Source organism: Streptomyces sp. GbtcB6 (assembly GCF_019091475.1).
GTDB classification, from domain to species: domain Bacteria; phylum Actinomycetota; class Actinomycetes; order Streptomycetales; family Streptomycetaceae; genus Streptomyces; species Streptomyces hyaluromycini.
Genome location: NZ_JAGXJL010000019.1, coordinates 184,302 through 208,212 on the forward strand (window position 1 = coordinate 184,302; position 23,911 = coordinate 208,212).

The following is a 23,911-nucleotide window of genomic DNA, read 5'->3' on the forward strand; positions in this document are numbered from 1 at the left end:
GTCATGTGACAGAAGCGTTCCCGTGCGGTGTCCGCGATGATGTGCCCTGGCCAGGGAGAACGCCACCGCCACGGGAGCAAGTGAATGACGGTCCAGCCACCCCAGCAGTCCACGACCGGCGACGAGGCCACCGTCCTGGGCCGGGACGGCGAGATCGAGCGGATCCTGCGGTGTGTGACGCGCGAGCCCGGCACTCCCCAGACCCTGCTGCTCCTCGGGGAGGAGGGGATCGGGCGTACCGCGGTGCTCGGGCACGTCCGGGAACGGGCCACCGCCGACGGCGTGCTCGTGCTGTCCGCGCAGGGCTGGGCCGACGACCCGCGGCATGCGCACGCCTGTCTGCACCAGCTGCTGGCGTCGCCGGTGATGGGCGAACCGGCCGTCCTGTCCGCCGCGCACCATCGGGTGCTGACGGCCGTACTGCGAGGGGACGGCGGACCGGACGAGGCGGAGCTGCACGCGGCGGTGACGGCGCTGCTGGACCGGCTCGCCGCGTCCCGGCCGGTGCTGGTGTGCGTGGACGACGCCGACCTGTGCGACCGGGCCTTCCTGGAGACGCTGTTCGCCGCGGCCAGGCTGCTGCCCGGCCGCGCGGTGACGATGCTGCTCGCCGCCCGCCACGAGGCGGCCCTGCCCGGCCCGCCGCCGGGCACCGAAACCCTGTGCCTGGGCCCGCTCGACGACATGGCGGCCGCCGCGCTCCTCGACCGGCAGCCGACGGCACCCGCGGGCAGGCACCGGCTGGAGATCCTGGCGGAGGCCGAGGGCAACCCGCTGGCCCTGGTCGAACTGGGTCGCGGCGCGCCCGGACCAGCCGGAGCGCTGCGGCGCGCGCCCGCCGAGCACGTCTTCGGCGTACGGCTCGACGCGCTGCCCGCCGACACGCGCCGGGCCCTGCTGTACGCGGCGGCCGCCGGGCCCGGCGAACCCGTCGCCGCCGTCATGGCGGCCCTGGGCACCGGCGACCTGGCGGTGTGGGCGCCGGCGGAGGCTGCCGGACTCGTCACGCTGGTCGAGGACCGGCTCGACTTCCGGCATCCGCTGGCGCGGTCGGCCGCGTATCTGGGGCGCCCGGCGGGCGAGCGCCAGCAGGCACACCGTGACCTCGCCAAGGCCGCCCTGCTGCCCGAGGTCAGGGCCCGGCACCTGGCCGCCACCACCGTGGAGACCAACGCGTTCGTCGCCGCCGCGCTGGAGGCCTCCGCCTGGCGGCGCGGGGACGCGGCGCAGGCCGCGTACGCCCTGGAGCAGGCGGCCCGGCTCAGCTCAGGGCGCCCGGAACGTGCTCGCCGGCTGACCGAGGCCCTGACGGCGGCGCACGCGGTGGGCGACCCCGGCTGGGTGCGGGAGCTGTACGCCCGGGTCGTCCGGGAAACCGACGATCCGGGGCTCCTCTGCGCCGCGGCCGGTGCCCTGGCCTCCACGCTCTCCCAGGAGTCCGCCCAGCGCGAGGCCTTCGAGCTGCTGGCCGACGTCTCGGAGCTGTTCCCCGTGGCCGACCGGACCCTCGCGCTCGCGCTCGCGGGCCTGGCGGCGGGCATCGCCTCCCAGTCCGGTCTGCCGGAGCACACGGCGGCCCTGGCCACGCTGCTCGACCGGGCCCGGCAGGCCGAGGGGTCCGAACGGTGGCGCCCCGCCGCGGCCGGACCACTGGTCCGCCTGGACACACCCCACACCCGACGGGCACTGGACGCGCTGGTCACCGCGGTGGCCCGGCCGCGGTCCGCCACCGGCTCGCTGACCGGCCTCGGCCGGCCGCACGGCGCCTCACCCGTCGGCCCGGACGCGCCGGCCGCCCGGGCGGTCCTGGCCGCGGTGGCCCACCAGGCGGACGAGGCGGACGTGGACCTGGGGCAGTCGCGCACGGCCGACGACCGGCTGCGGACCGCACGCGCCTTCGGCCTGCGCGGCTGGTCGGTCCTCGCCCTCGTGGACACCCTCGTGGCCATCGGGCGGTTCCCGGAGGCCGAGACCGTGATCCAGCACGCCATGACCGAGGCCGCGGTGCTGCGCCTGCCCCGCCTCCAGGCCGATCTGGAGGCACAGGCCCTGACCGTGCGGGCGCTGCGCGGAACCCTTCCGGCGGCACCCCGGCTCACCCCCGCCGTCTGGCGTGCCGTCTGCCTGGACGAGAACCGGGCCACCCATGCCCGGCTGCTGCGCGGCCGAGGACTCGCCGCCCTCGCGCAAGGAGACATGGAAGGCGCCTGGCGGCAACTGCGCGACCTGTTCACCGCCGACGGAGCGCCCCTGCACCCCTTCCTGTCGGCGCGGAGCATCGCCGAACTCGCGGTCACCGCCCAGCGCACCGGCAGATCGGCCGAGGCCCTGCCGATCCTGGAGCGGGTCCGGGCGGAGCAGGGCGAGCGCCCGAGCACCAGGATGACGCTGCTCCTGCACCACGCCACCGCCATGGTCGGCCCGGACGGCGAGGCCGAGGAACACTTCCAGCTCGCGCTCGTCAACCACGGGGCGAACCGGTGGCCGTGGGAGTGCGGCCACGTCCGCCTCAACTACGCCGTCTGGCTGCGCCGTTGCCGCCGTACCCTGGAGGCGCGCCAGCAGCTCACCACGGTCCTGGAGACCGCCGAACGCCTCGGCGCCGGCGCCCTCGCGGCCGCCGCCCATCGCGAACTGCGCGCCAGCGGCGCCGCGCCCGCCCCCGAGGACGACGGCCCGCTGGAGCAGCTGACGGCACAGCAGCGGCAGATCGTCCAGCTCGCCGCACGCGGTCTGTCGAACCGCGAGATCGGCGAGCGGCTCTTCCTCTCGCCGCGCACCGTGGGCTCGCATCTGTACAACGTGTACCCCAAGCTCGGCGTCAGCAGCCGCCATCAGCTTCGTGACCTGGTACAGGGCCGGTGAGGGGGCCGGCGGACCGGCCGGAGGAGGGTTCATGAGGCCCGGACGACCGGGTACGGCCGTGGTCCTCGACCGCGTGGTGCAGCGCCTGGTCAGCGCCTCCGCCGCGCCGCCCGCCCTCGACGACCTCAGCCCGGACGCGGCACGGCGGGCGCTGCGGGAGACCCAGGCCGACCGGTTCGAGGACTTCGACGTGGACGCGGTCTTCCGTGTGGCACCGGTCGGCCCGTCGCGGCTGCTCGGCTTCTGGACCGTCCGCCCGGCCGCGATGCCCGGCCGGCTCCCGACCCTGCTGTACCTGCACGGCGGCCGGTGGGCGCTCGGCGACGCCCAGACCCACGCCCGCCTCGTCAGCGAACTTGTCACCGGCGCGGGCGTGTGCGCTGTGGTCCCCGAGTACAGTCGCGCCCCCGAGGCCCGCTACCCGGTGGCCCTGGAGGAGTGCTACGCCCTGTTGGCCTGGGTGGTCTCCCACGCCGGCGAACTCGCGCTGGATCCGGACCGGTCGGCGGTGGCGGGGGACTGCGCCGGGGCCACGCTGGCGGCCGCCGTGACCATGCTGGCGAAGAACCGGCAGGGGCCGCGGATCGACGCGCAGCTGCTCTACTACCCGCTCACCGACGCCCGTTGCGACAGCCCCTCACAACAGCAGTTCGCCACCGGCTACCTGCTCACCCGCCGGGCGCTGCGCACCTACTGGGAGCGGTACGTCGCCGACCCGGCACGGCGGACCGAACCCACCGCGGCACCGCTGCGGGCGCGCCCGGAGGAGCTGACCGGGCTGCCGCCGGCCCTGGTCGTCACCGCCGAGGCCGACGTCGCCCGCGACGAGGGCGAGGAGTACGCGCGACGGCTGGCCGAGGCCGGCGTCGAGGCGCTGTCCGTGCGGTTCCTCGGCACGATCCACGACTTCGTGGCGCTGCACGCGCTGGCCGACAGCGTGCCCACCCGGGCGGCGATTCTGACCGGATGTGCCTTTCTGCGTGCCCGTCTGCGGTGACGGGCAGCGGGAGCCACCGAGGACCAGTCGGCCGACTGATGCACCCACCGGCGCCGCCACGACAGGCTGACGGCATGCCAACAGCGATCGACTCCTACGAGGAGGGACGCCGGCGTCCGACCGGCTCGGCAGGCGGGCGGACCAGGGTGCTGACCACGCACTCGGTTCCGCCGGACGAGAGCCTGGAGTACTGGCACGACGCCGTGTTCGACACCCTGGTGGGGATGGACATCGCCGCCGAAGGCCGTACCTACGACGCGACCCTGCGCACCGACCGTCTCGGGGACCTGCAGATCACCACGGTGGAAGCCGATCCCGGCCACGTCCACCGGGCGCCGCGCTTCATCGCCCGCGGCGACGGACGCGAGGTCTTCGTGGCCGTCCAGAGCGCCGGCCGGGCCCAGGTCGAACAGGACGGCCGCAGCACCGAGTTGCGGACCGGCGACATCGGGTTCTTCGAGACCCTCCGCCCCTTCCGCACCACCTTCCCGGAACGCTTCCGGCTGAAGATCTTCGCGGTCCCGCGCCCGCTGCTGGAACTCCCGGAGGCCGACGTGCGGCGGCTCACCGGCCGCGCGATACGCCCGAGCGGCGGGCTCCCCGCCCTGCTCGCGCCCTTGTTGGAGCGGCTTGCGGACACCTCCGAGTCGTACACGACACCGACGGCCGAGCGACTGGCCGAGAGCGTCATCGACCTGGTCGCCGCCACGGCGGCGGACCAGCTGGGGGCGGACCCCGCCGAACTGCCGGGCGCCGACGGTGTCCTGCTGCAGCGTGTCAGGACGTACATCCGCTGGCACCTGTCGGACCCCGGCCTGACCCCGTCCGTCATCGCCGGGGTGCACGGCATCTCGGTCCGCTATCTGCACCGGATGTTCGAGGCCGAGGGCAGCACCGTGTGCCGGTGGATCCGCGAGCAGCGGCTGCGGGAGTGCCGTAAGGAGCTCGCCGCGCAGCCGCCGGGTTCCGTGAGTCTGGGCCAGGTCGCCCGGCGCTGGGGGTTCGCCAGCCCCGCCGGGTTCGGCAAGGCCTTCCGCAGCTCCTTCGGGCTGTCGCCTTCGGACTGGCTGGACCGGGTGCGCGCGGGCGGGGTGCCATGCTGACCGGCCACGCCCCCGGGGTGTCCCGCGCCCCCCGGGAGCCGGCACCCGGCGAGCGCCTCGCCGCCTGGCAGCGCGCCGTCTCGCGGACCTTCGTGGATGTCGAGGTCACCGTGGAGTCCGACCGCCCGTGGACCGGCGAACTGGCCGCGGAACGCCTCGGCGCCCTCCAGATCGCCATCGAGGAGTTCGGCCCCGGAACGATTCTGCGCGGCGCCCGCTCGGTGGCCGCCGACCCGCGCACCCACATCCTGGTGCGCCGCCAGCTGGAGGGCACCGCCCTGTTGCTCCAGGACGGCCGCACCGCCGAACTCCGCCCCGGCGACCTGGCCTTCCACGACGCCCGGCGCCCGTTCCGGATCGTGCTCCCCGAGCGGCAGCGGGCACGGATCCTCATGGTGCCCCGCGCCCTGCTGCGCCTGGAGGAACGGCAGCTGCACGCCCTCACGGCCACCGTGGTGGACGGCGCCGACGGGGGAGCCGCGGGCCTGCTGCTGCCCCTGCTCGACGGACTCGTCGACGAGGTCTCCCGGCCCGGCCTGCCCCGACGCGAACAACTGGCCCGTACCATCGCGGAGATCCTCGCCACCATGGCCCTCGAACGCATCGGCGGACAGCCCGAGTCGGCCCTGTGGGAGAGGATCACCGCATCCGTCCGGACCCGGCTCGGCGAACCCGGGCTCGCCCCGCAGGACATCGCCGACCAGCACACCATCTCGCTGCGCTATCTGCACCGGCTCTTCCAGCGCCAGGGCACCACCGTGGGCGCCTGGGTGCGCACCCGCCGGCTGGAGGCGGCCCACGAGGAACTCGCCCGGCCCGGCGCCGCCCACCGGCCGATCGCCGCGGTGGCCGCCCGCTGGGGCTTCACCAGCCCCTCCCACTTCAGCCGGGCCTTCCGCGAGACGTACGGGATGTCACCGGCGCAGTGGCGACGGACGGCGGCCGGAGGGAAAGCGAGAGCGCGGGCTGTTCCCTGACAGCCCACACCCGGGACGCTCTGGGACTGATCGCACCTGCCCGCGCCGCCTACCTTTCGGACCACCGGGGTTTCCCGCAGAAAGGGGCGAGAATGAGGCGCACGGCGATGGCACGGACACTCCCCGCGTTGCTGGTGGCATTGAGCGTGGTGGGAGCCGGGGCGCCGTCCCCGGCCCAGAGCACCGTCCGCGCCTCGACCACCGCGGTCGGCCCCCAGTACGACTCCACACACGTCTATGTCACCCCCGGCAAGGAGGACGCCTTCGCCGACAGCTGGCTGGCGACCTTCGGCGGGACCCACACCACGAAGGTCGTCACCGACGTCACGCCGACGCCCAGCCAGGCCGAGTCGGAACTGGTGCTCTCGCCCGTCGGCACGCTGTCCGTCTTCGACTTCAAGACGCCCGTCCCCTATCCGTTCGGCACCGAACGGACGGGCTGGCTCATGAGTGACTTCGACCGCGGCGTCCGGCTGGCCCGGCAGAGCGGTGCGGACGTCGTCGTAGCGCCGTTCGACGACCCGATCGGCAAGGACACGGTCATCCAGTTCCCGGGCGGGATCAACGCCCAGCTGTACTGGCACACCAAGGCCCCGTCGTACCCGCCCCCGGAGACCGTGCCCGACAACCGCGTCTATCTGACACCGGACTCGGTGACCGACTTCCTCCACTCCTATCAGCGTTTCACCGGCGGCCGGATCGTCTCCGACGACCGCGCGGCGGACGGCGGTGACCTCGGACTGCCCGGGAAGACCTACCGCCGTATCGCCCTCCGCTCCCCGTTCGGCAACACGGTCGTCAGCGTCACGGACGGCCACCTGCCCTACCCGTTCGGACGGGAGACCACCGGCTACTCGGTCAAGGACCTCACGGCGACCCTGCGCAAGGCCGGGACGGCGGGCGCGACGGTGCTCCGGGGACCGACCGCGGGTTCGGCGATGGTGCAGTTCCCCGGCGGTTACGTGGCCGAACTGCACCAGGGCAGCGACCTCTGATCAACCCTCCTGGAGCCCACCTTGGCCTCGTTCTCCGTCGTGGAGCTGTCGCGCTGGCAGTTCGCGATCACGGCGATCTTCCACATGACCTTCCCGGCGCTCACCGTCGGCCTGTCCCTGCTGCTCGCGGTCGCCTACACCGTGTACGTCCGCACCGGCAACCCGCTCTACCTGCAGATCTTCCGCTTCTGGAAGAAGATCTTCGCCGTCGGCTTCGGCCTCGGCGTGGTCGCCGGCACCGTGATGACCTTCGAGTTCGGCCTCAACTGGGGCATCTACGCCCATGCAGTCGGCCCGGTCATCGGCGTCACCATCGGCATGGAGGTGATCACCGCCTTCTTCCTGGAGGCCGGTTTCATCGGGATCATGCTGTACGGCGACGGCCGGGTGAAGCCCCGCACCATGGCCCTTGCCTCCTGGATGGTGGCCGGGGGCACCCTGCTCTCCACCACCTGGATCCTCTCCGCCAACAGCTGGATGCAGGACCCGGCCGGATACACGGAGGTCGACGGCCAGTTCCAGGTCACCGACTGGTGGCAGGTGCTCCTCAACCCGGCGTTCAGCTACCGCTTCCCGCACATGCTGATCGCCGTCCTGATCTCCGCGTCCTGGTTCGTCGCCGGCATCAGCGCCTGGTACCTGGTCAAACGCCGGGCGTCCGCCCTGCCGTTCGCCCGGCGCACCCTGTCCGTGGCCCTGGGCGTGCTCGCGATCCTGATGCCCGTTCAGCTCTACGTCGGAGATGCCACCGCCGTCTTCATGGGCGGGCACCAGCCCGCCAAACTGCAGGCATTCGAGGGCAACTGGAAGACCGACAACGATGGTTACAACCTCGTCGTCATCCCCGACACGAGCAAGGGGAAGAACAACCTCCGTATCGAGATACCCCATCTCGGCGCGGTCATCGGCCACGACCTGACCGGCCAGGCCAAGGTCCCGGGCCTGCTGCAGACCCCACCGGACGAACGCCCCAACATGTGGAGCGCCTTCTACGGATTCCGGGCCATGTACTTCACCGCACTCGCCATGTTCGCCACCGCCCTCGCCGGACTGGTCCTCCGCCTGCGCGGCCGCCTGTTCACCTCCCCACGCTTCCTGCGCTGGCTGGTGTGGATGACCCCCGCCGGGATCATCGCCATCACCGGCGGCTGGATCACCGCCGAGACCGGCCGCCAGCCCTGGGTGGTCTACGGCAGGCTGCGCACCGCCGACGCCGTCTCCCACCTCAGCCTCACCGAGGCGGCCCTCAGCCTGACCGGGTTCGTGCTCCTCTACGCGACCCTGCTCACCATCTGGATCCGCTACATCGTCCGCACCGTCAAGGCCGGCCCGGAACCGGTCACGGACCTGCGAACTCCCGCGCCGGAGGCCCCCGTTGCCTGAGTACCTGACCTACGCCCTGGTCCTGCTGGCGCTCGGGGCCTATGTCGTCCTGGACGGTTACGACCTCGGCGTCGGCATGCTGAGCCTCTTCGACCGCAGCGAGCGGCGGCGCCGCGAGTACAACGAGCTCGTCGCCACCGCCTGGGACGCCAACGAGAGCTGGATCATCCTGGCCGGCGTGGCCCTGTGGGCCGGACTGCCCGGGGCGTACGCGACCGTCCTGCCCGGGGTGTACCCGCCGATGATCGCCATGCTGTTCGCGGTGATCCTGCGCGGCATGGGCCTGGAGTTCCAGAGCGCGTCCGGCACGTACCGGCGCGGCTGGGGACTCCTCTTCGGCGGGGTCTCCCTCGCCGTCACCCTCGGCCAGGGCCTGGTGATCGGCGCGGTCCTGTCCGGACTCCCGCAGCGGGGCGGCCACTTCACCGGCGGCGCCCTGGCCTGGCTCACCCCCTACAGCGTGCTGTGCGCGCTCGGCCTGGTCTGCGTGTACCTGCTGGCGGGCGCCGCCTGGCTCCAGGACAAGACGGAGGGCACGGCCCACGAGTGGGCGGGCCGGCTCGGCCGTCCGCTGCTCGGCGCGACCGCCGTGGCCGCGCTGGCCCTCGGCTTCGGCCTGGAGGTCGCCGACCCGCAGTACTTCCCCTTCGAACAGCCCCTGCGCGCCACGCTCTTCGGCCTCGCCGTGGCCGCCGCGGCGGTCTGCGGCGCGGTCGCCTGGTACGGCTTCGGACGGCGCCCGGACTGGCGGCCGTTCGCGGCGGTGCTGGGCGCAGAGGCCGCGGGGCTGCTGGCGCTGGTGGCGGCGACGGTACCGGTCGTCGTTCCGCCGTCCCTGACCCTGCACGAGGCGTCCAGCCCGCACGGTTCGCAGGTGTTCCTGGTGGTCGGGGTCGGGCTGTGCATGCCGTTCGTGCTGGCCTACAACATCTATGCCTGGTGGGTCTTCCGGGGGAAGTTCCGGGAGAGCGGGCGGCCGGTGCCGCCCACGACGGCACCGGACGACGGAACGGCCGAGCCCGTCACGCCCCGGCCGGAGTCCCGGGCCGTCGTCATCGTCCGCCGGACTCTGCTGACCCTGCTCGGCATCCTGCTGGCGGCCGTCTCCCAGGACGTCTTCGGCGGCGAGTCGACGTGGGTCGATCCGCTCGGCATCGCTCTGCTGTCCGGCACCGCGCTCGTCGCCTGGATTCTCGGCGACCGCAGGGCCCACCGGCTCGGCGAGTACGACCTGCCCGGCGGCGAGCGCCCGTGACCGACACCGCGGACCTGGTGGCGGAGCTCGCCGACGGCGACGGCGAACGGGCCTCGATGCGTCGGCTGCACGCCTGGGCACGGATCGGCGAACCGGAGCTGCACCGAGCGGGCACCCTGCGCGGCCTCGCCCAGCTCGGCACCGTGATCTGGGCGGCCGGCCTCGGCTGGGCCGCCCAACGCGGGCTCGAAACACAGCAGTTGCACACCGTTCCGGCGGCCGTCGCACCGGCCGCCGGGGCCGTGACCGGCGGCCTGGCGCTGCGCGCCGCGCTGCTGGCGGCGGCCGACCGGGCGGCGGCGACGGGCGCCGCCCGGGTACGGTCCGCGCTGCGCGCCCGCGTCCTGCGCGCGGCACTGCCGGGGCGGGCACCGCGCCGGGGACTCGCGGACATCGCCTACGCCGAGGCCCTGGACGCCGAGGTCGCCCGCCTCGACGACTGGCTCACCGACTACGTCCCCGCCCGCCGCGCCATGCTGCTCGGCAGCGGAGTCGTCCTCGCCGCCATCGCCCTGCGCAGCTGGTTCGTTGCCCTCCTGCTGGTGCTGGCCACCCCGCTGCTGCCGGCCAACCTCAAGGTCATCGGGATGGGCACGAAGGCCGCCGTACAGGCCCAGCTCGGTGCCGTCCGCACCCTGCACGGCCGACTCCTGGACCAGCTGCGCGGGCTGCCCACCCTGGTCGGACTCGGCGCGCAGGAGGAGGCGGCGCGGGCCCTGCGCCGGGACGACGAGGAACTCGCCCGCCGCACCACCCTCGTCCTGCGGGTGGCCTTCCTGTCCACCGCCTGGGTGGAACTGCTCATCACGGGCACCCTCGCGGTCGTCGCAACCTACTGCGGCCTGGTGCTCCTGGACTACCTGCGCCTGCCCGGCGTACCGGACCACATGAGCCTGGCCACGGCCCTGTTCGTCCTCACCCTGACGCCCGCCTACTTCGCGCCCGCCCGCGAACTGGCCCGCGGCTACCACGCCCGCGCCCAGGCGGCGGCCGCGGCCGACCTGATCGCCGGGGCGATGCGGGGTTCGGCTCCCGAACCCGGTTCCCGACCGGCCGCCCGCGGTGCCGCGCCCCTGTCCGTCCGCCTCCGCGAGGTGTCCGTAATCCGTCCCGGACGGGCGCGGCCCGCCCTGGACCGGGTCGAATTCGACATCCGGGCAGGGGAGTTCGTCGTCGTGACCGGCCCCAGCGGCGCCGGCAAGTCCACGCTCCTGTCCGTGACGGCGGGCCTGCTGGGGCCCGACCGGGGCAGTGTCCGGCACGGGCACGAGAGGGCAACTCCCGCACACGTGGCCTGGGTCGGTCAGCCGGGCTTCCTGCTTCCGGGGAGCGTGCGCGAGAACCTCCGGCTGGTCCGGCCGGAAGCCGATGATTCCGAACTTCTCGACGCCTTCGAGGAGTTGGGTTTCGGCGGCCTGCCGGCCGCGCTGCCCGACGGCCTCGACACACCCGTCGGCGAACGCGGCTCCGGCCTCTCCTCCGGCCAGTCGCAGCAACTGGTCTTCGTGCGTGCCCTGTTGCGGGACGCGCCGCTGCTCTGCCTGGACGAGCCGACGGCCCATCTCGACCCCGAAGCCGAGACGGCCGTGGCGGACGCGCTGCGCCGCCTGGCCCGGCGCCGGACCGTCCTGCTGGCCACCCACAGCCCGGCCCTCCTTCCCCTCGGGGACCGGGTGATCACCCTGGAGCAGGGACGGCTCGTATGACACTGCGCTTGCTGAGAACGGCGGTACGACGGCGCGACCTGCTCCACAGCCTGCTCCTCGCCGCCGCAGCCGAACTGTCCGCCGCCACCCTGCTCGGGGTGTCCGGCTGGTTCCTCACGGCGTGCGCCCTGGTCACGGTACGCGCCGACACCACGTGGTCGTGGATGTACCCGTCCGGCGCCGTCCGCGCCCTCGCCCTCTCACGCACGGGGCTGCGCTACGCGGAGCGCCTGGTCAGCCACCGTGTCCTGCTCAACGCCACGGTGGCGCTCCGGGCCCGGCTGGTGCGCGGTGCCGCGGCCCTTCCGGCGCGGCAGTTGCGCGCGCTGCGGGACGGAGCCCTGCTGGGCCGGCTCACGGACGACGTCACGACCGTCGCCGCGCTCCCCGCCGACGTCCTGGCCCCCCTGGCGAGTACGGCGGTGACGGCGGCGGTGGTGACCGGGCTGCTGTGGCACGCCGACGCCTGGCTGGGCGCGGCGGAGCTGCTGGTGTTCCTGCTCGCCGCCGCGACCGCCGCGGCGACGCACCGGTGCGCGGAGGACGCGGTGCGACGGTCGGCGCGCGAGCGGGCCGCGGTACGGACCGAACTCCTCGGCGCCCGGGACGCGTTGCCCGAACTGATCTGTCTGGACGCGGTGCCGCCGGCCCGGGCCCGGATCGGGGAGGCGATGGAGCGCGCCCATCGCGCGGACGAGGACACCCGACGGGCGTCGCGGGCCGGGCAGTTGGCCCTCCGCCTGCTCGGCGCGCTCGGCCAGTGTCTCGTCCTGGCCCTCGCCCTGGACCTCGCGGCGACGGCGCAGTCCGTGTCCGCCGCGATCGGAGAGGTCCTGCTGGTCGCCGCCGGCTACGAGCTGGTCGAGCGACTGCCGAGGATTCTTCCCGCGTACGGCCGGGCGCGTGCCGCGGCGCGGAGGCTGGCCCCGCTGAACGCCGTCCGTGACCGGTCGGCGGGGGAGACACCGGTGACCCTCGATGCCGAGCCCGGCACCATCACCCTGGTGACCGGACCCAACGGCAGCGGGAAAACCACGCTGTTGGGTCGGCTGGCGGGTCACTCGACCTCGCGGGACCTGACCCTGGTCGAGGCCGAGGACTGGCTCGCCGACGCGACCGTCGCCGAGAACCTGCGGCTGGCCGCCCCGGACGCGGACCCGGAACGGCTCGCCGAGGTGCTGGCCCTGGTCGCCCTGGACGACATCCCGCCGGACCTCCCGGTGGGCCCGAACGGCGGCCGGCTCTCCCAGGGCCAGCGCCGTCGGCTCGCCCTGGCGCGGGCCGTGCTGCGCGATCCGCCGGTCCTGCTGCTGGACGAGCCGACCGCCGGACTCGACCGGGCCACCGCCCGCCGCGTCCTGGGCGCCGTCCGCTCCGCCCTTCCCGCCACCGCTTTCGTGATCGCACTGCCGGACCGCGACCTCGACCTCCTGCCCTTTCCGGTCGACGGCCGGATCGAACTGATGGCCCGGGTGACGATGGAGCGCGCATGACCGGCGAGGAGGCCGCGATGCACGTGATCCCCGAGTCCGACGACTTCCGAGCCGGCACAGGCGGGCGCGGGGCCGCTTGCCTTCCCTGCGCCGTTTCCGCAAGCGCCTAGCAGCGCAGCAGGTACTTGTGCTGCCCCGACAGGACGAGTTCGCCCCGCTGGTTGTGCACGGTGGCCGCGGCGGTGACGACCCCGGTGCCGCTGCCGTCCGCGGCGGGTTCGAGGGCGATGACGGTCAGCGCCGGATACAGCGTGTCCCCGGAGTGCACCTCGCCGGTGAAGGTGCAGGACAGCTCCGTGAACCTGACGAAGACCTCGCCGATGACGTGCGGGAACAGGGTCGCGCCCGGTGCGGTGAAGGCGAGGACCTGGAGGCCGTGCACCACGGGGGCGCTGTGGCCATGTCGGCGGGCCCACTCGGCGTCGTAGTGGACCGGATGGTTGTCGGCGGACACGGTCTGGAAGGCCGCCGCGTGGGCGTCGGTCAGGGTCCGGCTGGGGGCGCGGAACACCTCGCCGACCTTCAGTTCGCCGAAAGTCCGGGCGGGGACGACGAGGAACCGCTCGGGGTCGAACGCGGTCTCGCCGGAATCGGGTCGAGGGGAGCTCATGGGACGTCCTCTGTCGGGTCGGGTCAGCGGGACGACGGGCAGTGGAGGCGGGTGGTGAGGAGGTTGGGGTCCTGCTGCGTGACATAGGCGGCGTCGGCCACGTACACCTTGTTGCCCCGGACGGCGACGGAGGTGGGGTTCTGCAGGCCGTCGGTGTGGTCGAGGACGACGGTGCGGCCGCCGTTCCCGGACACCAGGGCCACCTCGCTGCCGGCGTTCAGCGCCGCGAGGAGCCGGTCGCCGCGGCCCGTGAACGCGAAGTCGTCGATGCCGGTCAGGTCCGTCGCTGCGGTGCGGATCGCGCCCGGGGTGCCGTCGCGGCGGACCGGGATGCGCAGCAGGGTTCCGTCGTCGAGGTTGCTCACCCACACGGCTCCGTCATGCACCTTGACGCCGTTGGCCCCCAGGAAACCGGCCGGGGAGAGGGCGGAGCCGGTCGCCCACACCTCAGGGGTGCCGCCGGTCGCGGGTATCCGCCAGATCCTGCCGAGCACCGAGTCGGCGGCGTACAGCTGCCCGGTCGACCGGTCGAGGGCCAGGCCGTTGGGCAGCGCGTCGGCGGGCAGCGCCGCGATGCGCTCCGGGCTGCCGCCGGGAGGCAGCCGCCAGACGCCGGTGAGGTCGTCGGTGCCGGTGGCGTAGAGGAAGTAGAGCGCGTGGTCGCGGCCCTGGACGATGACGCCGAGGAAGGGCGACCCGAGCACGGGCGTCCGGGCGTCCACCGGCGGCGCGGGCAGGGTCGCGAGGACGCGGACCACGCCGGTCCGTTCGATCACCGCGACCTGGCGGGAGAAGGCGAAGGTGACCGCGGCGGCACCGCGCGGAAGCAGGGTGAGGTTCTCGGGCTGCTGTCCCGCGGCGAGGTCGAGGTGGGCGACGAAGGACGTCGACGTCAGTGGCGGCCGGGCCGCGAGGGCCGCGTCCGTACTCGCGATCGTGGTGGCGAGTGCCGTGGTACCCACCACGGCGGCGGCAAGAACTCTGCGAAGCTGCATGGCCCCGACCGTAGGCACGCACGGCCCGGCGGCATGCCTCGTGGCGCACGGCGTCGCGCCGCGGAGCGCCAGGGCCCGGCGGCAGGGCACTGGAGGGCTTGTCGCGGCGCGCGCACGGTCATGGCGGCCGGACGGGCGGCGGCTAGCGTTCCGCGCATCCCACGCATGCGCGACGCAACTCGCCGGAAGAAGAGAAACCCATGCAATTCGGCATCTTCACAGTCGGTGACGTGACGACCGACCCGACCACGGGGCGTACGCCCTCGGAGCACGAACGCATCAAGGCGATGGTCGCCATCGCGCTCAAGGCGGAGGAGGCCGGCCTCGACGTCTTCGCGACCGGCGAGCACCACAACCCGCCGTTCGTGCCCTCCTCCCCGACCACGATGCTCGGCCACATCGCCGCCCGCACCGAGAAGATCGTCCTTTCCACCGCCACGACGCTGATCACCACCAACGACCCGGTGGAGATCGCCGAGGACTACGCGATGCTCCAGCACCTGGCCGACGGCCGGGTCGACCTCATGCTGGGCCGTGGCAACACCGGGCCCGTCTACCCGTGGTTCGGGCAGGACATCCGGCGGGGCCTCGACCTCGCCAAGGAGAACTACGCGTTGCTGCGCCGCCTGTGGCGCGAGGACGTCGTCGACTGGGAGGGGACCTTCCGCACCCCGCTGCAGGGGTTCACCTCCACGCCCCGTCCGCTCGACGCCGTACCCCCGTTCGTCTGGCACGGCTCCATCCGGTCCCCGGAGATGGCCGAGCAGGCGGCCTTCTACGGCGACGGCTTCTTCCACAACAACATCTTCTGGCCGGCCGACCACACCCGGCGCATGGTCCAGCTGTACCGGCGGCGGTACGCCTTCCACGGCCACGGCCGGCCGGAGGAGGCGATCGTCGGGCTCGGCGGCCAGGTGTTCATGCGGAAGAACTCCCAGGACGCCGTGCGGGAGTTCCGCCCCTACTTCGACAACGCGCCCGTCTACGGGCACGGGCCGTCCCTGGAGGACTTCACCGAGCAGACGCCGCTGACCGTGGGCTCTCCCCAGCAGGTCATCGAGCGGACGCTGACCTTCCGTGAGACGGTCGGCGACTACCAGCGGCAGTTGTTCCTGATGGACCACGCCGGGCTGCCGCTGAAGACCGTGCTGGAGCAGATCGACATCCTGGGCGAGGAGGTCGTACCCGTCCTGCGCAAGGAGTCCGCGGCCGGGCGGCCGGCGGACGTGCCCGCGGCACCGAGCCACGCCTCCCTCGTCGCCGCCGCACGGAAGGAGGCCGCCGCATGAGTCCCACCGTCCCGGCCGGAGGTCGCCCGGTGCGGCTCGTCGTCGTGTCGGCGGGGCTGAGCACCCCGTCCGGCACCCGCCTGCTCGCGGACCGGCTCGCCGAGGCGGTCCACGACGAACTCGGGCCGCAGGGGTACGAGGTGGAGAGCCGCGTCGTCGAGCTGCGCGAACTGGCCGTCGCCATCGCCAACAACCTCGTCACCGGCTTCCCGCCGCCCCCGCTGGCCGCCGCCATCGACGCGGTGACGGGCGCCGATGGCCTGGTCGCCGTGACCCCGGTGTTCAGCGCCTCCTACAGCGGGTTGTTCAAGTCGTTCTTCGACCTGATCGACCCCGGCGCCCTCAGTGGCAGGCCGGTCCTCGTCGCCGCGACGGGCGGGACCGCCAGGCACTCCCTGGTCCTGGAGCACGCGCTGCGTCCGCTCTTCGCCCACCTGCGCGCCGTCGTCGTACCGACCGGCGTGTACGCGGCGTCCGAGGACTGGGGGACCGGCGGCGACACGTACGCCGAGGGGCTGCCCGAGCGTATCCGCCGGGCCGGCGGCGAACTGGGTGCCCTGATGGCCGCCCGGCCGGCGGATCCGGAGCCAGGGGACGAGATCACCGCCCTCGAACGGCAGCTGTCCGATCTGCGGTTCGACTGAGAGTGAACTCGTTCCGGGTGATGTGACGCAGCAGCGCCGAGACGGCCGCGGGGGGCTCGCCCGGCGGCATGATGCAGACCCCGAGGTCGCCCCGGACCGGTTCGGACGCGGCCGCGTCCCGGACGGCCCAGCCGGGCGGGAACTCCATCTGCGCCCGCACCCCTGAGCGCACCCGGTTCGCTCTGGGGACGACCGCGGTGCACGCACGGACACGGACCGTCCGCCGGTCGGCGGCGAACTGCTGTACGGGCTGAACGTCGCCGTCCACGCCGAGGTCCCGGTCGAGCGGCTGCGGCACATGATCTACACGTACCCGACCTTCCACCGCGCGATGGAAACGGCCCTCGCTGCCCTACGCTGACCGCGCTCCAGCCCCCGGACCGGTAGGCGATCGAGCCGAGCTGGGAACCGAGGGCGCCACCGATGAAAAAGACAGCGATGAAGGGAATCCGATGAACCGGCCCGCCACCACCCCCGTCGTCGTACACAACGACGCCAAGAGCCGCTATGAGATCCTGGTCGACGGCGAACGCGCCGGCCTCACCGCCTACCGCGACCACGGTGACCAGCGGGTCTTCTACCACACCGAGGTCGACGACGCCTTCGCCGGACAGGGCCTGGCCGGCCGGCTGGTCGAGGAGGCGCTCACCGACGTCCGCGCCGGCGGGAAACGCGTCGTACCCGTGTGCACGTACGTGGCCAGGTTCCTCCAGAAGCACGAGGAGTTCGCCGATCTGGCCGACCCGGTGACCCCCGACGTACGGCAGTGGCTGCGCGGCGAACTCGACTGAGCGTGACCTGCGCTGCCGGAAGTGATCCGGTGCGCTGATGGTCAACTCCGGTTCGCCCCTGGCCCTTACCGTGACCGGCGGCGTGGCGGCTCCCGTCGCGCCGCCGGAGGCGAAGGAGCGGCATGGCCAGGCCGACCATCGCGGAGCAGTACGTGGACCTCATGGCGCGAGCGGGCGTGCGCCGTGTCTACGGGGTGGTCGGGGACAGCCTGAACCCCGTCGTCGACGCGGTCAGACGCCATGACACGGTGGAGTGGATCCAGGTCCGCCACGAGGAGGTCGCGGCGTTCGCGGCCGGCGCGGAGGCCCAGCTCACCGGTCGGCTCGCCGCCTGCGCCGGTTCCTGCGGCCCGGGCAACCTGCACCTGATCAACGGCCTGTACGACGCCCACCGTTCGATGGCCCCGGTGCTGGCCCTCGCCGCCCAGATACCCAGCGGCCAGATCGGCACCGGCTACTTCCAGGAGACCCACCCCGACCGGCTGTTCGCCGAGTGCAGCCACTACTCGGAGCTGATCTCCTCGCCGCGCCAGATGCCGCGCGTGGTGCAGACGGCGATTCAACCCATGACGGACCCGCACTGGTCGACGTCGTCACCGACCCCGCCGCCCTCGCCGTCCCGCCGAAGATCACCGCCGAGCAGATCAGCGGCTTCGCGCTCTCCGCGAGCCGGACGGTGCTGAGCGGCGGAGTCGGCCGTATGGTCCACCTGGCGCGGGCCAACCTCCGCAACATTCCCCGCCCTTGAGGGCTCAGCGCGGCACCACCGCCGGTCCGCCCGAGGTGTCGAAGGCGTGCGTCACCTCGGGCGCGGTGCCCGGGATGAGCAGTGCGCGGGCCTCCTCCTCGAACCGGCGGTCGGTGGCCGTCAGCCGGACGTGGTGCTGGGCCCGGTGCTCCGCCCAGGAGGAGACGAGGTAGTTCTCGACGAACCGCTCCGGGTCGTGGCCGTCCTGGTAGAGGCCCCAGGACAGGGCTCCGGTACGGCGCCGGGAGCGCGCCACGCGATGCATCCGGTCCGTGAACTCGGCCTGCCGGTCCGCCGGGACGCGGTAGACGACGGAGACCAGGACCGGGCCGTCGGCCTCCCCGGGTGCGAACACCAGGGGAGGCGCCGGCCAGTGGTCGGAGGGCGTGGGGTTGATGCCCTCGGCATCGCGCAGCGGCCAGCGCCGTACGCTGGCCGCGCTCAGCAGCATGGCGCCGCCGGCGATCAGCAGACAGGCGCTCAGCCCGAGCCAGTCGGCCACCGCACCCCACAGGGGCGCGGCCAGCGCCTGTCCGCCCTGGAAGACCAGGAGATAGACGGCGAGGCCACGGGCCCTGACCCAGCCGGGGAGCCGGGTCTGCACGGCCGCGTTCAGCGTGGAGAGTACGGCGATCCAGGCGAGGCCCGCGGGCAGCAGGGCGAGCGCGGCCAACCACGCCACGTGGACGGTGGCGAGCGCCACGAGCACCGCTGCGAACACGAGGGCGCCGACGGCGAGGGTGCCGTTGGCGCCGAGCAGCCGACGGGCGCGGGGCAGCAGGAAGGCGCCGCCGACCGCGCCGACGCCCACCGCCCCGAGGAGGAGTCCGTAGCCACCCGAGCCGAGGCCGAGGGAGCGGCTCGCGGTCAGCGGCAGCAGGGCCCACAGGGCGGCGCCGCCGGGGATGAACAGGAGCGTGCGCAGCAGGATCCGGCGGACGCCGGGCGCGTTCCAGACGTAGCGGCGGCCTGCGTACAGGGCGGCCAGCAGCCCTTCGTTCCCGGCGGGCGGGGCGGCGGCCGCGGCGGGGCGGCGCCACAGCAGCAGGACGGCCGCGATACCCAGGTAGGACGCCGCGTTGAAGGCGAAGACCCAGCCCGCGCCCGCCGCCGCGACCACCGCCCCGCCGAGCGCCGGACCGACCGCGCGGGCCAGGTTCATGTTCACCGCGCCCAGCGCCGCCGCCTGACCGAGCCGCTCCCGCTCCACCAGCTCCGGCTGGATCGCCTGCCAGGCCGGGCCCATCAGCGCGGTGCCGCAGCCCAGCAGGAAGGTCAGGAGCAGCAGCGCCGTCGGGGAGAGCGCGTCCAGGAAGGCGAGCGCGGCCAGCGCCCCGGACACCGCGAGCATCGTGAACTGCGCGGTCACCAGCACCGCACGCCGGTCGAACCGGTCGGCGATCACCCCGGAGGGCAGCGCCAGCAGGACAACGGGCAGGCTGGCGGCCGTCTGCACCAGCGTCACCAGCGCGGCGCTGTCCCCGACCAGCAGCCACTGGGCGCCCACCGTCTGCATCCAGCTGCCGATGTTGGAGACCAGCTGGGCGATCCACAGCGCCCGGAAGACACGGGCCGCGAGGGGCGCCCAGGGGGAGTCGGCCGGCGCGGTGCTCATGCCGATCCCGACCGGGTCCAGGCGGCATCGCCGGCGGACAGGCGGTGCGTCGTCAGGGAGGTGACGGCCAGGAGCAGCAGGGCAAGACCGAGGGTGAGCACCAGGTGGCCGTGGAGCAGGAGTTCGGTTCCGGCGAACGCACCGAGCAGCATGGCCAGGACGGACAGAATCCGGCGGCCCGGCCGGGGCGCGGCACCGCCCGCCGGGCCGGAGTCCGCGGCCAGGCCCGTCAGGGTCAGCGTCAGCACGGTCGTGGTCATGTCGGGGACGCCGAGGCGCCGGGCGACCGCGTTCTGCAGGCCCATGCCGAGCCCGAGGAACACGATCAGCGTGTACTGGACGCCGGTGGTGACCCGCCCGTCGGCGACCGCGATGACGGTGACCGTGACGGCGACCAGGACAGTCTGCAGGGCCGTCGCCCTCTTCAGCAGATGCCCGCGGTGCGCGGCGAACCGGGTGCCCAGCCGTCCGCCGGCCAGCGCCCCGACGAGGAACGCGGCCAGGGCGACGACGGAGGCGAGCGCGGACAGGTTCGGGGCGCCCGCCAGCGCGAAGCCGAGGAACACCACGTTGCCGGTCATGTTGGCGACGAAGACATGCCCGAGGGACAGATAACTCACCGCGTCGACCAGCCCGGTGACCACCGTCAACGTCAGCAGCAGGGGAGGCAGCGGGCCGTGCCGGTCGTCCCGGGGCGGTACCAGCGTGTGGACCGCGTCAGTCAGCAGCCTGCGCACGGGGCGCTCCTTCCGGCGCGGTGGGGGTGCGGTGCAGCACCGCGCGGGTGAGCAGCCCGCTCGTGGGTCCGATCACGATCGCCGCGAGGACGAGCCACAGCGGCCACGGGGTGAGGTCCAGCGCGTGGTCGACGGACCACCGGCCGGGCCCGGTGAGGGCCAGGGCCACCGAGATGACGACGAGGACCAGCGGATACTCGTACCCGTCGTTCTGCACCCACAGGCCCTTGCGCCACTTGACCGTCCCGGCGACCGTCATCACGCCCATCGCGGCCATCGAGGCCAGCGGCGTGAGCAGCCCGGCGGCCAGGAACAGGCCGGCGCCGATCTGGCTGCCGCCCGCCACGACCGCGGTCAGCCGGCCGCCGCGGAAACCGTCGTGCCGGAACTCCTCCGTTCCGCCCGCCAAGCCCTTGCCCCCGAGGCGGAAGCTCACCTTCTGTACTCCGTGGCCGGCGATGAGGAGTCCCGCCAGCAGCCGGAGGACCAGCAGTCCAGCGTCCATTTCTTCCTGTTCTTCCTGTTCTTCCTGCCTGTTCCTGACTCGGGTCGTGACGTCCGCTCAGCCGGCCTCGTGGGCGCCGATCATGGTCTGGGCGTAGACCAGGCCGAGACCGTAGGCGCCGCCGTTCTCCTTGACCACGTTCGTGACCGCCTCGTACGTCTCCGTGCGGGCCCAGTCGCGCTGGAGCTCCAGGAGCACCTGGACCCAGGTGACCGGCACGGCGCCGCCCTGGACCATGCGCTGCACGGCGTGCTCGTGGGCCTGCGGGGTGACGCCGCCGGAGGCGTCGGCGACCACGTAGACCTCGTAGCCCTGGGCGAGGGCGGAGAGCACCGGCAGGACCACGCACACCTCGGTCCACAGACCGGCTATGACGAGCTTCTCGCGGCCGGTCGCCTTGACGGCCTCGACGAACGCCGCGTCCTCCCAGGCGTTCATCGTGGTGCGGTCGATGATCTTCTGGCCGGGGAAGACGTCCGCGAGCTGCGGCATGATCGGGCCCGAGAAGGACTCGGCGGCCACGGTGCTCAGCACGACCGGCACACCGAACGCCTTGGCGGCCCTGGCCAGCCCCAGGGTGGAGTTGATGATCGCGGTGCGGTCGCCGCTGCCGGTGCCGAAGAACATCTGCGGCTGGTGGTCCACGAACAGCACGGCGCAGTTGTCGGGGGTGAGGAGGTCGGGGCTGGGGGCAGCGGTCACCTGGGCGATGTCGACCATGACGAAGAACCTTTCTCAGGGAACAAGGGCGGGATGGCGACCCGGAAGGAGGAGGATCAAGTGCCGTCCTCCTTCCGGGAGTCCGGGAGTCCGGGAGTCCGGGAGTCCGGGAGTCCGGGAGTCTCAGAGGAAGCAGGGGTCGGACGGCGTGGCGGCGCCGTCCGGGATCAGGCCGCGCCGGACCCGCCAGGCGCGGTGCAGCTCGGACTCGGCGACGGCCTCGCCCAGCGCCTCCGCCTGGCGTACGCCCGCCAGTCCGCGCGGGGCCGCCTGGTAGCCGCCGAAGTGCGCCACCGGGCTCCAGTCGGGGGTGAGGGCCGGCAGCTCCTCGTCGAGGCCCTCGTACTCGCCGGCGGCGTAGACGATCCGGCCGCCGGTGACCGTGAGCAGCGACTCGATGTGGGCGATCTCCGGTTCGGGCACGGTGAAGTAGTCGTCGGAGAGGATCGCGAGGTCCGCGAAGAAGCCCGGGCGCAGGATCCCCTTGACCCCCTCCTCACCCGTCAGTTCGGCGCCGGCCCGGGTGAACATGCGCAGGGCGGTCTGCCGGTCGACACGGTTGGACCGGGGGCGGAGCACGAGGTCACCGGCGTTGCGCCCGCTGATCAGCCAGTGCAGGGCGATCCACGGGTTGTAGGTGGAGACCCGGGTGGCGTCGGTGCCGGCGGCCACGGTCAGCCCGCGCTCCAGCATCTCCCGGATCGGCGGGGCGTCGGCGGCGGCACCGGGGCCGTAGCGGCGCAGGAAGGCCTCGCCCTGGAAGGACAGCCGGTTCTGCACGGACAGCGCACCGCCGAGCGCGGCCACGCGGTCGAGGCTCTCGGCCGACACGGTCTCCGCGTGGTCGAACAACCACCGGTTCCCGGCCGGGAAGAGGCCCTCGGCGGCCAGCTTCTCGAAGACCGCGAGATCCCGGCGGATGGTCTCGTCGTACGTGGCGTGCAGCCGGAACCCCCAGCCGTTCTCCATGAGGAGACGGACCGCCTTCTCGAACTCCGGCTCGTAGTCGTCGTGTTCGGGACGCGGCTGGTTGAAGTTCTCGAAGTCGGCCGCCGTCCAGGTGAGGTTCTCGCCCGCGCCGTTGAGCCGCAGCCATGCGTCGCCGTCGCCGTAGTCCGCCATCTCGATCCAGCGGGTGAGGTCGGCGACCTCCTGGCCCGCGGTCTGCGGGAAGAGGTGGTAGGCGATGCGCAGCGACAGCTCACCGGCCTCGGCCAGTTCGATGACGGTGCCGTAGTTCTCGGGGAAGTTCTGGAAGCCGCCCGCCGCGTCGATCGCCGAGGTCAGTCCGAACCGGTTCAGCTCGCGCAGGAAATGCCGGGTCGAGGACTTCCGGTGCTCCTCGCCCAGCACCGGCGCCTTGGCCAGCGTCGAGTAGAGGATGAGGGCGCTGGGCGCGGCCAGCAGCATGCCCGTCGGCTCCCCGTCCCGGCCGCGCACGATCTGGCCGCCCCTGGGGTCGGGGGTGTCCTTGTCGAATCCGGCGGCCTTCAGCGCCGCCCGGTTGAGGACGGCGGACTGGTACAGGTGCAGGACGAACACCGGGGTGTCCGGGGCGGCCGCGTTCAGCTCGGCGACGGTCGGCAGCCGTCGCTCGGCGAACTGCTCGGCCGACCAGCCGCCCACCACCCGCACCCACTGGCCCTTCGGGGTCCGGGCGGCCTGCTCGCGCAGCATCGCCAGGCCCTGGCGCAGCGTGGGCACGCCGTCCCAGCGCAGCTCCAGTACGTAGTTGAGCCCGCCGCGGATCACGTGCAGATGGGCGTCGTTGAGCCCCGGGATCACCCGCCGCCCGAGCGCGTCCACGACCTTGGTGGCCGAACCGATGTGCGGGGCCACGTCCTTGTCGTCGCCGACGACCGTGACCACGCCGTCCCGGACGGCGATCGCCCCCGCATGCGGGCGGTTCGGGTCGCCGGTGTGGATTTTCGCGTTGCGGACGACTAGGTCTGCGGGATCGTCGGCGGCCTGAGGAACCAGACCGCCGACCGGCATTGAGGACACGCTTGCGGGACCCCCTCCGGGATGGGAATTGCGGTGCCGGGGTCCCTGCTCGCCGTCGAATCAGCGGCGAACCGCGACCGCCGAGCCGTCACGCTAGGTCCGGTCCCCGCGGCGGTGTGTCCTGTGCGCGCACTCGCACCGGCCGCCCAGTGCACCGTCGCACCGGCCCCGCGGTGCGCTGCCCCGCACCGCGTCCGCACGTGCGCTGCGGGGTCGCCGGGAGTGCGCTCGGAGGCAACTGCCCGGCGCACAGCGCTCCTACGGTGGGCCGCGGCGGCGCCGGACCGACCGGTGTGCCCCGCGCAATCCCAGGAGACTCGCATGTCCGAGGCGTTCACGCCCGTCGAGCCGGTGCTCGAACCCGCCGCCCAGGCCTTCGCCGAGGCCACCGCGAACCCGCCTTACCTCTTCGACCTCGCCCCGGCGGACGGCCGCAAGGCCGTCGACGACGTGCAGTCCGGCGAGATCGCCAAGCCGGC

General features: G+C 73.5%; 19 protein-coding genes and 2 pseudogenes. 14 read left to right on the forward strand and 7 right to left on the reverse strand.

All coding sequences use genetic code 11. From position 1 onward, the window contains the following. Nucleotides 1-84: 84 nt before the first annotated feature. The 9 genes from KVT45_RS29800 (at nt 85) to KVT45_RS29840 (ending at nt 12,774) form a co-directional block, all read left to right on the forward strand. On the forward strand, nt 85-2,865 hold the full coding sequence (locus KVT45_RS29800) for a LuxR family transcriptional regulator (RefSeq protein ID WP_254647516.1): 2,781 nt from the start codon (nt 85-87) through the stop codon (nt 2,863-2,865). 31 nt (nt 2,866-2,896) lie between these two features. Further along, a complete protein-coding gene (locus KVT45_RS29805) occupies nt 2,897-3,862 on the forward strand; it encodes an alpha/beta hydrolase (protein ID WP_217552198.1) in 966 nt (321 codons plus the stop codon). 74 nt (nt 3,863-3,936) lie between these two features. After that, a complete protein-coding gene (locus KVT45_RS29810) occupies nt 3,937-4,965 on the forward strand; it encodes a helix-turn-helix domain-containing protein (RefSeq protein WP_217552199.1) in 1,029 nt (342 codons plus the stop codon). Beyond that, nucleotides 4,959-5,942 carry a helix-turn-helix domain-containing protein gene (locus KVT45_RS29815; protein ID WP_217552200.1) on the forward strand — a complete coding sequence of 328 codons (984 nt, stop codon included), beginning with the start codon at nt 4,959-4,961 and terminating at the stop codon, nt 5,940-5,942. Before KVT45_RS29810 ends, KVT45_RS29815 begins: the two co-directional genes overlap by 7 nt. A 107-nt stretch (nt 5,943-6,049) precedes the next feature. Continuing rightward, nucleotides 6,050-6,937, forward strand: a complete 888-nt coding sequence (locus KVT45_RS29820; RefSeq protein ID WP_254647517.1) for a glyoxalase — start codon at nt 6,050-6,052, stop codon at nt 6,935-6,937. A 21-nt stretch (nt 6,938-6,958) separates the two neighbouring features. Then, complete coding sequence (locus tag KVT45_RS29825; RefSeq protein WP_217552202.1) at nt 6,959-8,320, forward strand: cytochrome ubiquinol oxidase subunit I; 1,362 nt, start codon at nt 6,959-6,961, stop codon at nt 8,318-8,320. Beyond that, entirely contained in the window at nt 8,313-9,575 is a 1,263-nt protein-coding gene (locus tag KVT45_RS29830) for a cytochrome d ubiquinol oxidase subunit II (RefSeq protein ID WP_217552203.1), read from the forward strand. The genes KVT45_RS29825 and KVT45_RS29830 overlap by 8 nt, the downstream gene beginning before the upstream one ends. Then, nucleotides 9,572-11,281, forward strand: coding sequence for an ATP-binding cassette domain-containing protein (locus KVT45_RS29835; RefSeq protein WP_308310902.1), 1,710 nt, complete (start codon nt 9,572-9,574; stop codon nt 11,279-11,281). Before KVT45_RS29830 ends, KVT45_RS29835 begins: the two co-directional genes overlap by 4 nt. Beyond that, complete coding sequence (locus KVT45_RS29840; RefSeq protein WP_217552204.1) at nt 11,278-12,774, forward strand: ATP-binding cassette domain-containing protein; 1,497 nt, start codon at nt 11,278-11,280, stop codon at nt 12,772-12,774. The genes KVT45_RS29835 and KVT45_RS29840 overlap by 4 nt, the downstream gene beginning before the upstream one ends. Before the next feature lie 106 nt (nt 12,775-12,880). On the opposite strand, the gene KVT45_RS29845 is transcribed toward KVT45_RS29840, so the two are convergent. Further along, nucleotides 12,881-13,384: a MaoC family dehydratase gene (locus KVT45_RS29845; protein WP_217552205.1), complete on the reverse strand. Its 504-nt coding sequence runs from the start codon at nt 13,382-13,384 to the stop codon at nt 12,881-12,883. Between the two features lie 23 nt (nt 13,385-13,407). Next, nucleotides 13,408-14,379 (reverse strand): hypothetical protein, encoded by a 972-nt coding sequence (locus KVT45_RS29850; protein ID WP_217552206.1) that lies wholly within the window; start codon nt 14,377-14,379, stop codon nt 13,408-13,410. A 200-nt stretch (nt 14,380-14,579) separates the two neighbouring features. On the opposite strand from KVT45_RS29850, the gene KVT45_RS29855 reads away from it, so the two are divergent. The 4 genes and pseudogenes from KVT45_RS29855 to KVT45_RS29870 form a co-directional block, all read left to right on the forward strand. Further along, nucleotides 14,580-15,668 (forward strand): LLM class flavin-dependent oxidoreductase, encoded by a 1,089-nt coding sequence (locus KVT45_RS29855; protein ID WP_217552207.1) that lies wholly within the window; start codon nt 14,580-14,582, stop codon nt 15,666-15,668. Continuing rightward, nucleotides 15,665-16,312 carry an FMN reductase gene (locus KVT45_RS29860; protein WP_217552208.1) on the forward strand — a complete coding sequence of 216 codons (648 nt, stop codon included), beginning with the start codon at nt 15,665-15,667 and terminating at the stop codon, nt 16,310-16,312. Before KVT45_RS29855 ends, KVT45_RS29860 begins: the two co-directional genes overlap by 4 nt. A 452-nt stretch (nt 16,313-16,764) precedes the next feature. Continuing rightward, nucleotides 16,765-17,103, forward strand: a complete 339-nt coding sequence (locus KVT45_RS29865; protein WP_217552209.1) for a GNAT family N-acetyltransferase — start codon at nt 16,765-16,767, stop codon at nt 17,101-17,103. A gap of 122 nt (nt 17,104-17,225) precedes the next feature. Then, nucleotides 17,226-17,666, forward strand: a pseudogene (locus KVT45_RS29870) (thiamine pyrophosphate-binding protein); the annotation flags it as partial. Nucleotides 17,667-17,855: 189 nt separating this feature from the next. Here KVT45_RS29870 and KVT45_RS29875 read toward each other — a convergent pair. The 5 genes from KVT45_RS29875 to KVT45_RS29895 form a co-directional block, all read right to left on the reverse strand. Beyond that, entirely contained in the window at nt 17,856-19,466 is a 1,611-nt protein-coding gene (locus KVT45_RS29875; protein ID WP_217552210.1) for an MFS transporter, read from the reverse strand. Beyond that, a complete protein-coding gene (locus KVT45_RS29880; protein ID WP_217552211.1) occupies nt 19,463-20,203 on the reverse strand; it encodes a YoaK family protein in 741 nt (246 codons plus the stop codon). Before KVT45_RS29880 ends, KVT45_RS29875 begins: the two co-directional genes overlap by 4 nt. Next, entirely contained in the window at nt 20,184-20,708 is a 525-nt protein-coding gene (locus KVT45_RS29885) for a DoxX family protein (RefSeq protein ID WP_217552212.1), read from the reverse strand. The genes KVT45_RS29880 and KVT45_RS29885 overlap by 20 nt, the downstream gene beginning before the upstream one ends. A 57-nt stretch (nt 20,709-20,765) precedes the next feature. Then, the gene (locus tag KVT45_RS29890; protein ID WP_217552213.1) at nt 20,766-21,428 is read right to left on the reverse strand and encodes a hydrolase; all 663 of its coding nucleotides are present in this window, start codon (nt 21,426-21,428) and stop codon (nt 20,766-20,768) included. A 123-nt stretch (nt 21,429-21,551) separates the two neighbouring features. Further along, nucleotides 21,552-23,423, reverse strand: coding sequence for an amidohydrolase (locus KVT45_RS29895; RefSeq protein WP_254647552.1), 1,872 nt, complete (start codon nt 23,421-23,423; stop codon nt 21,552-21,554). Nucleotides 23,424-23,753: 330 nt separating this feature from the next. Here KVT45_RS29895 and KVT45_RS56575 point away from each other — a divergent pair. Beyond that, nucleotides 23,754-23,911, forward strand: a pseudogene (locus KVT45_RS56575) (esterase); the annotation flags it as partial.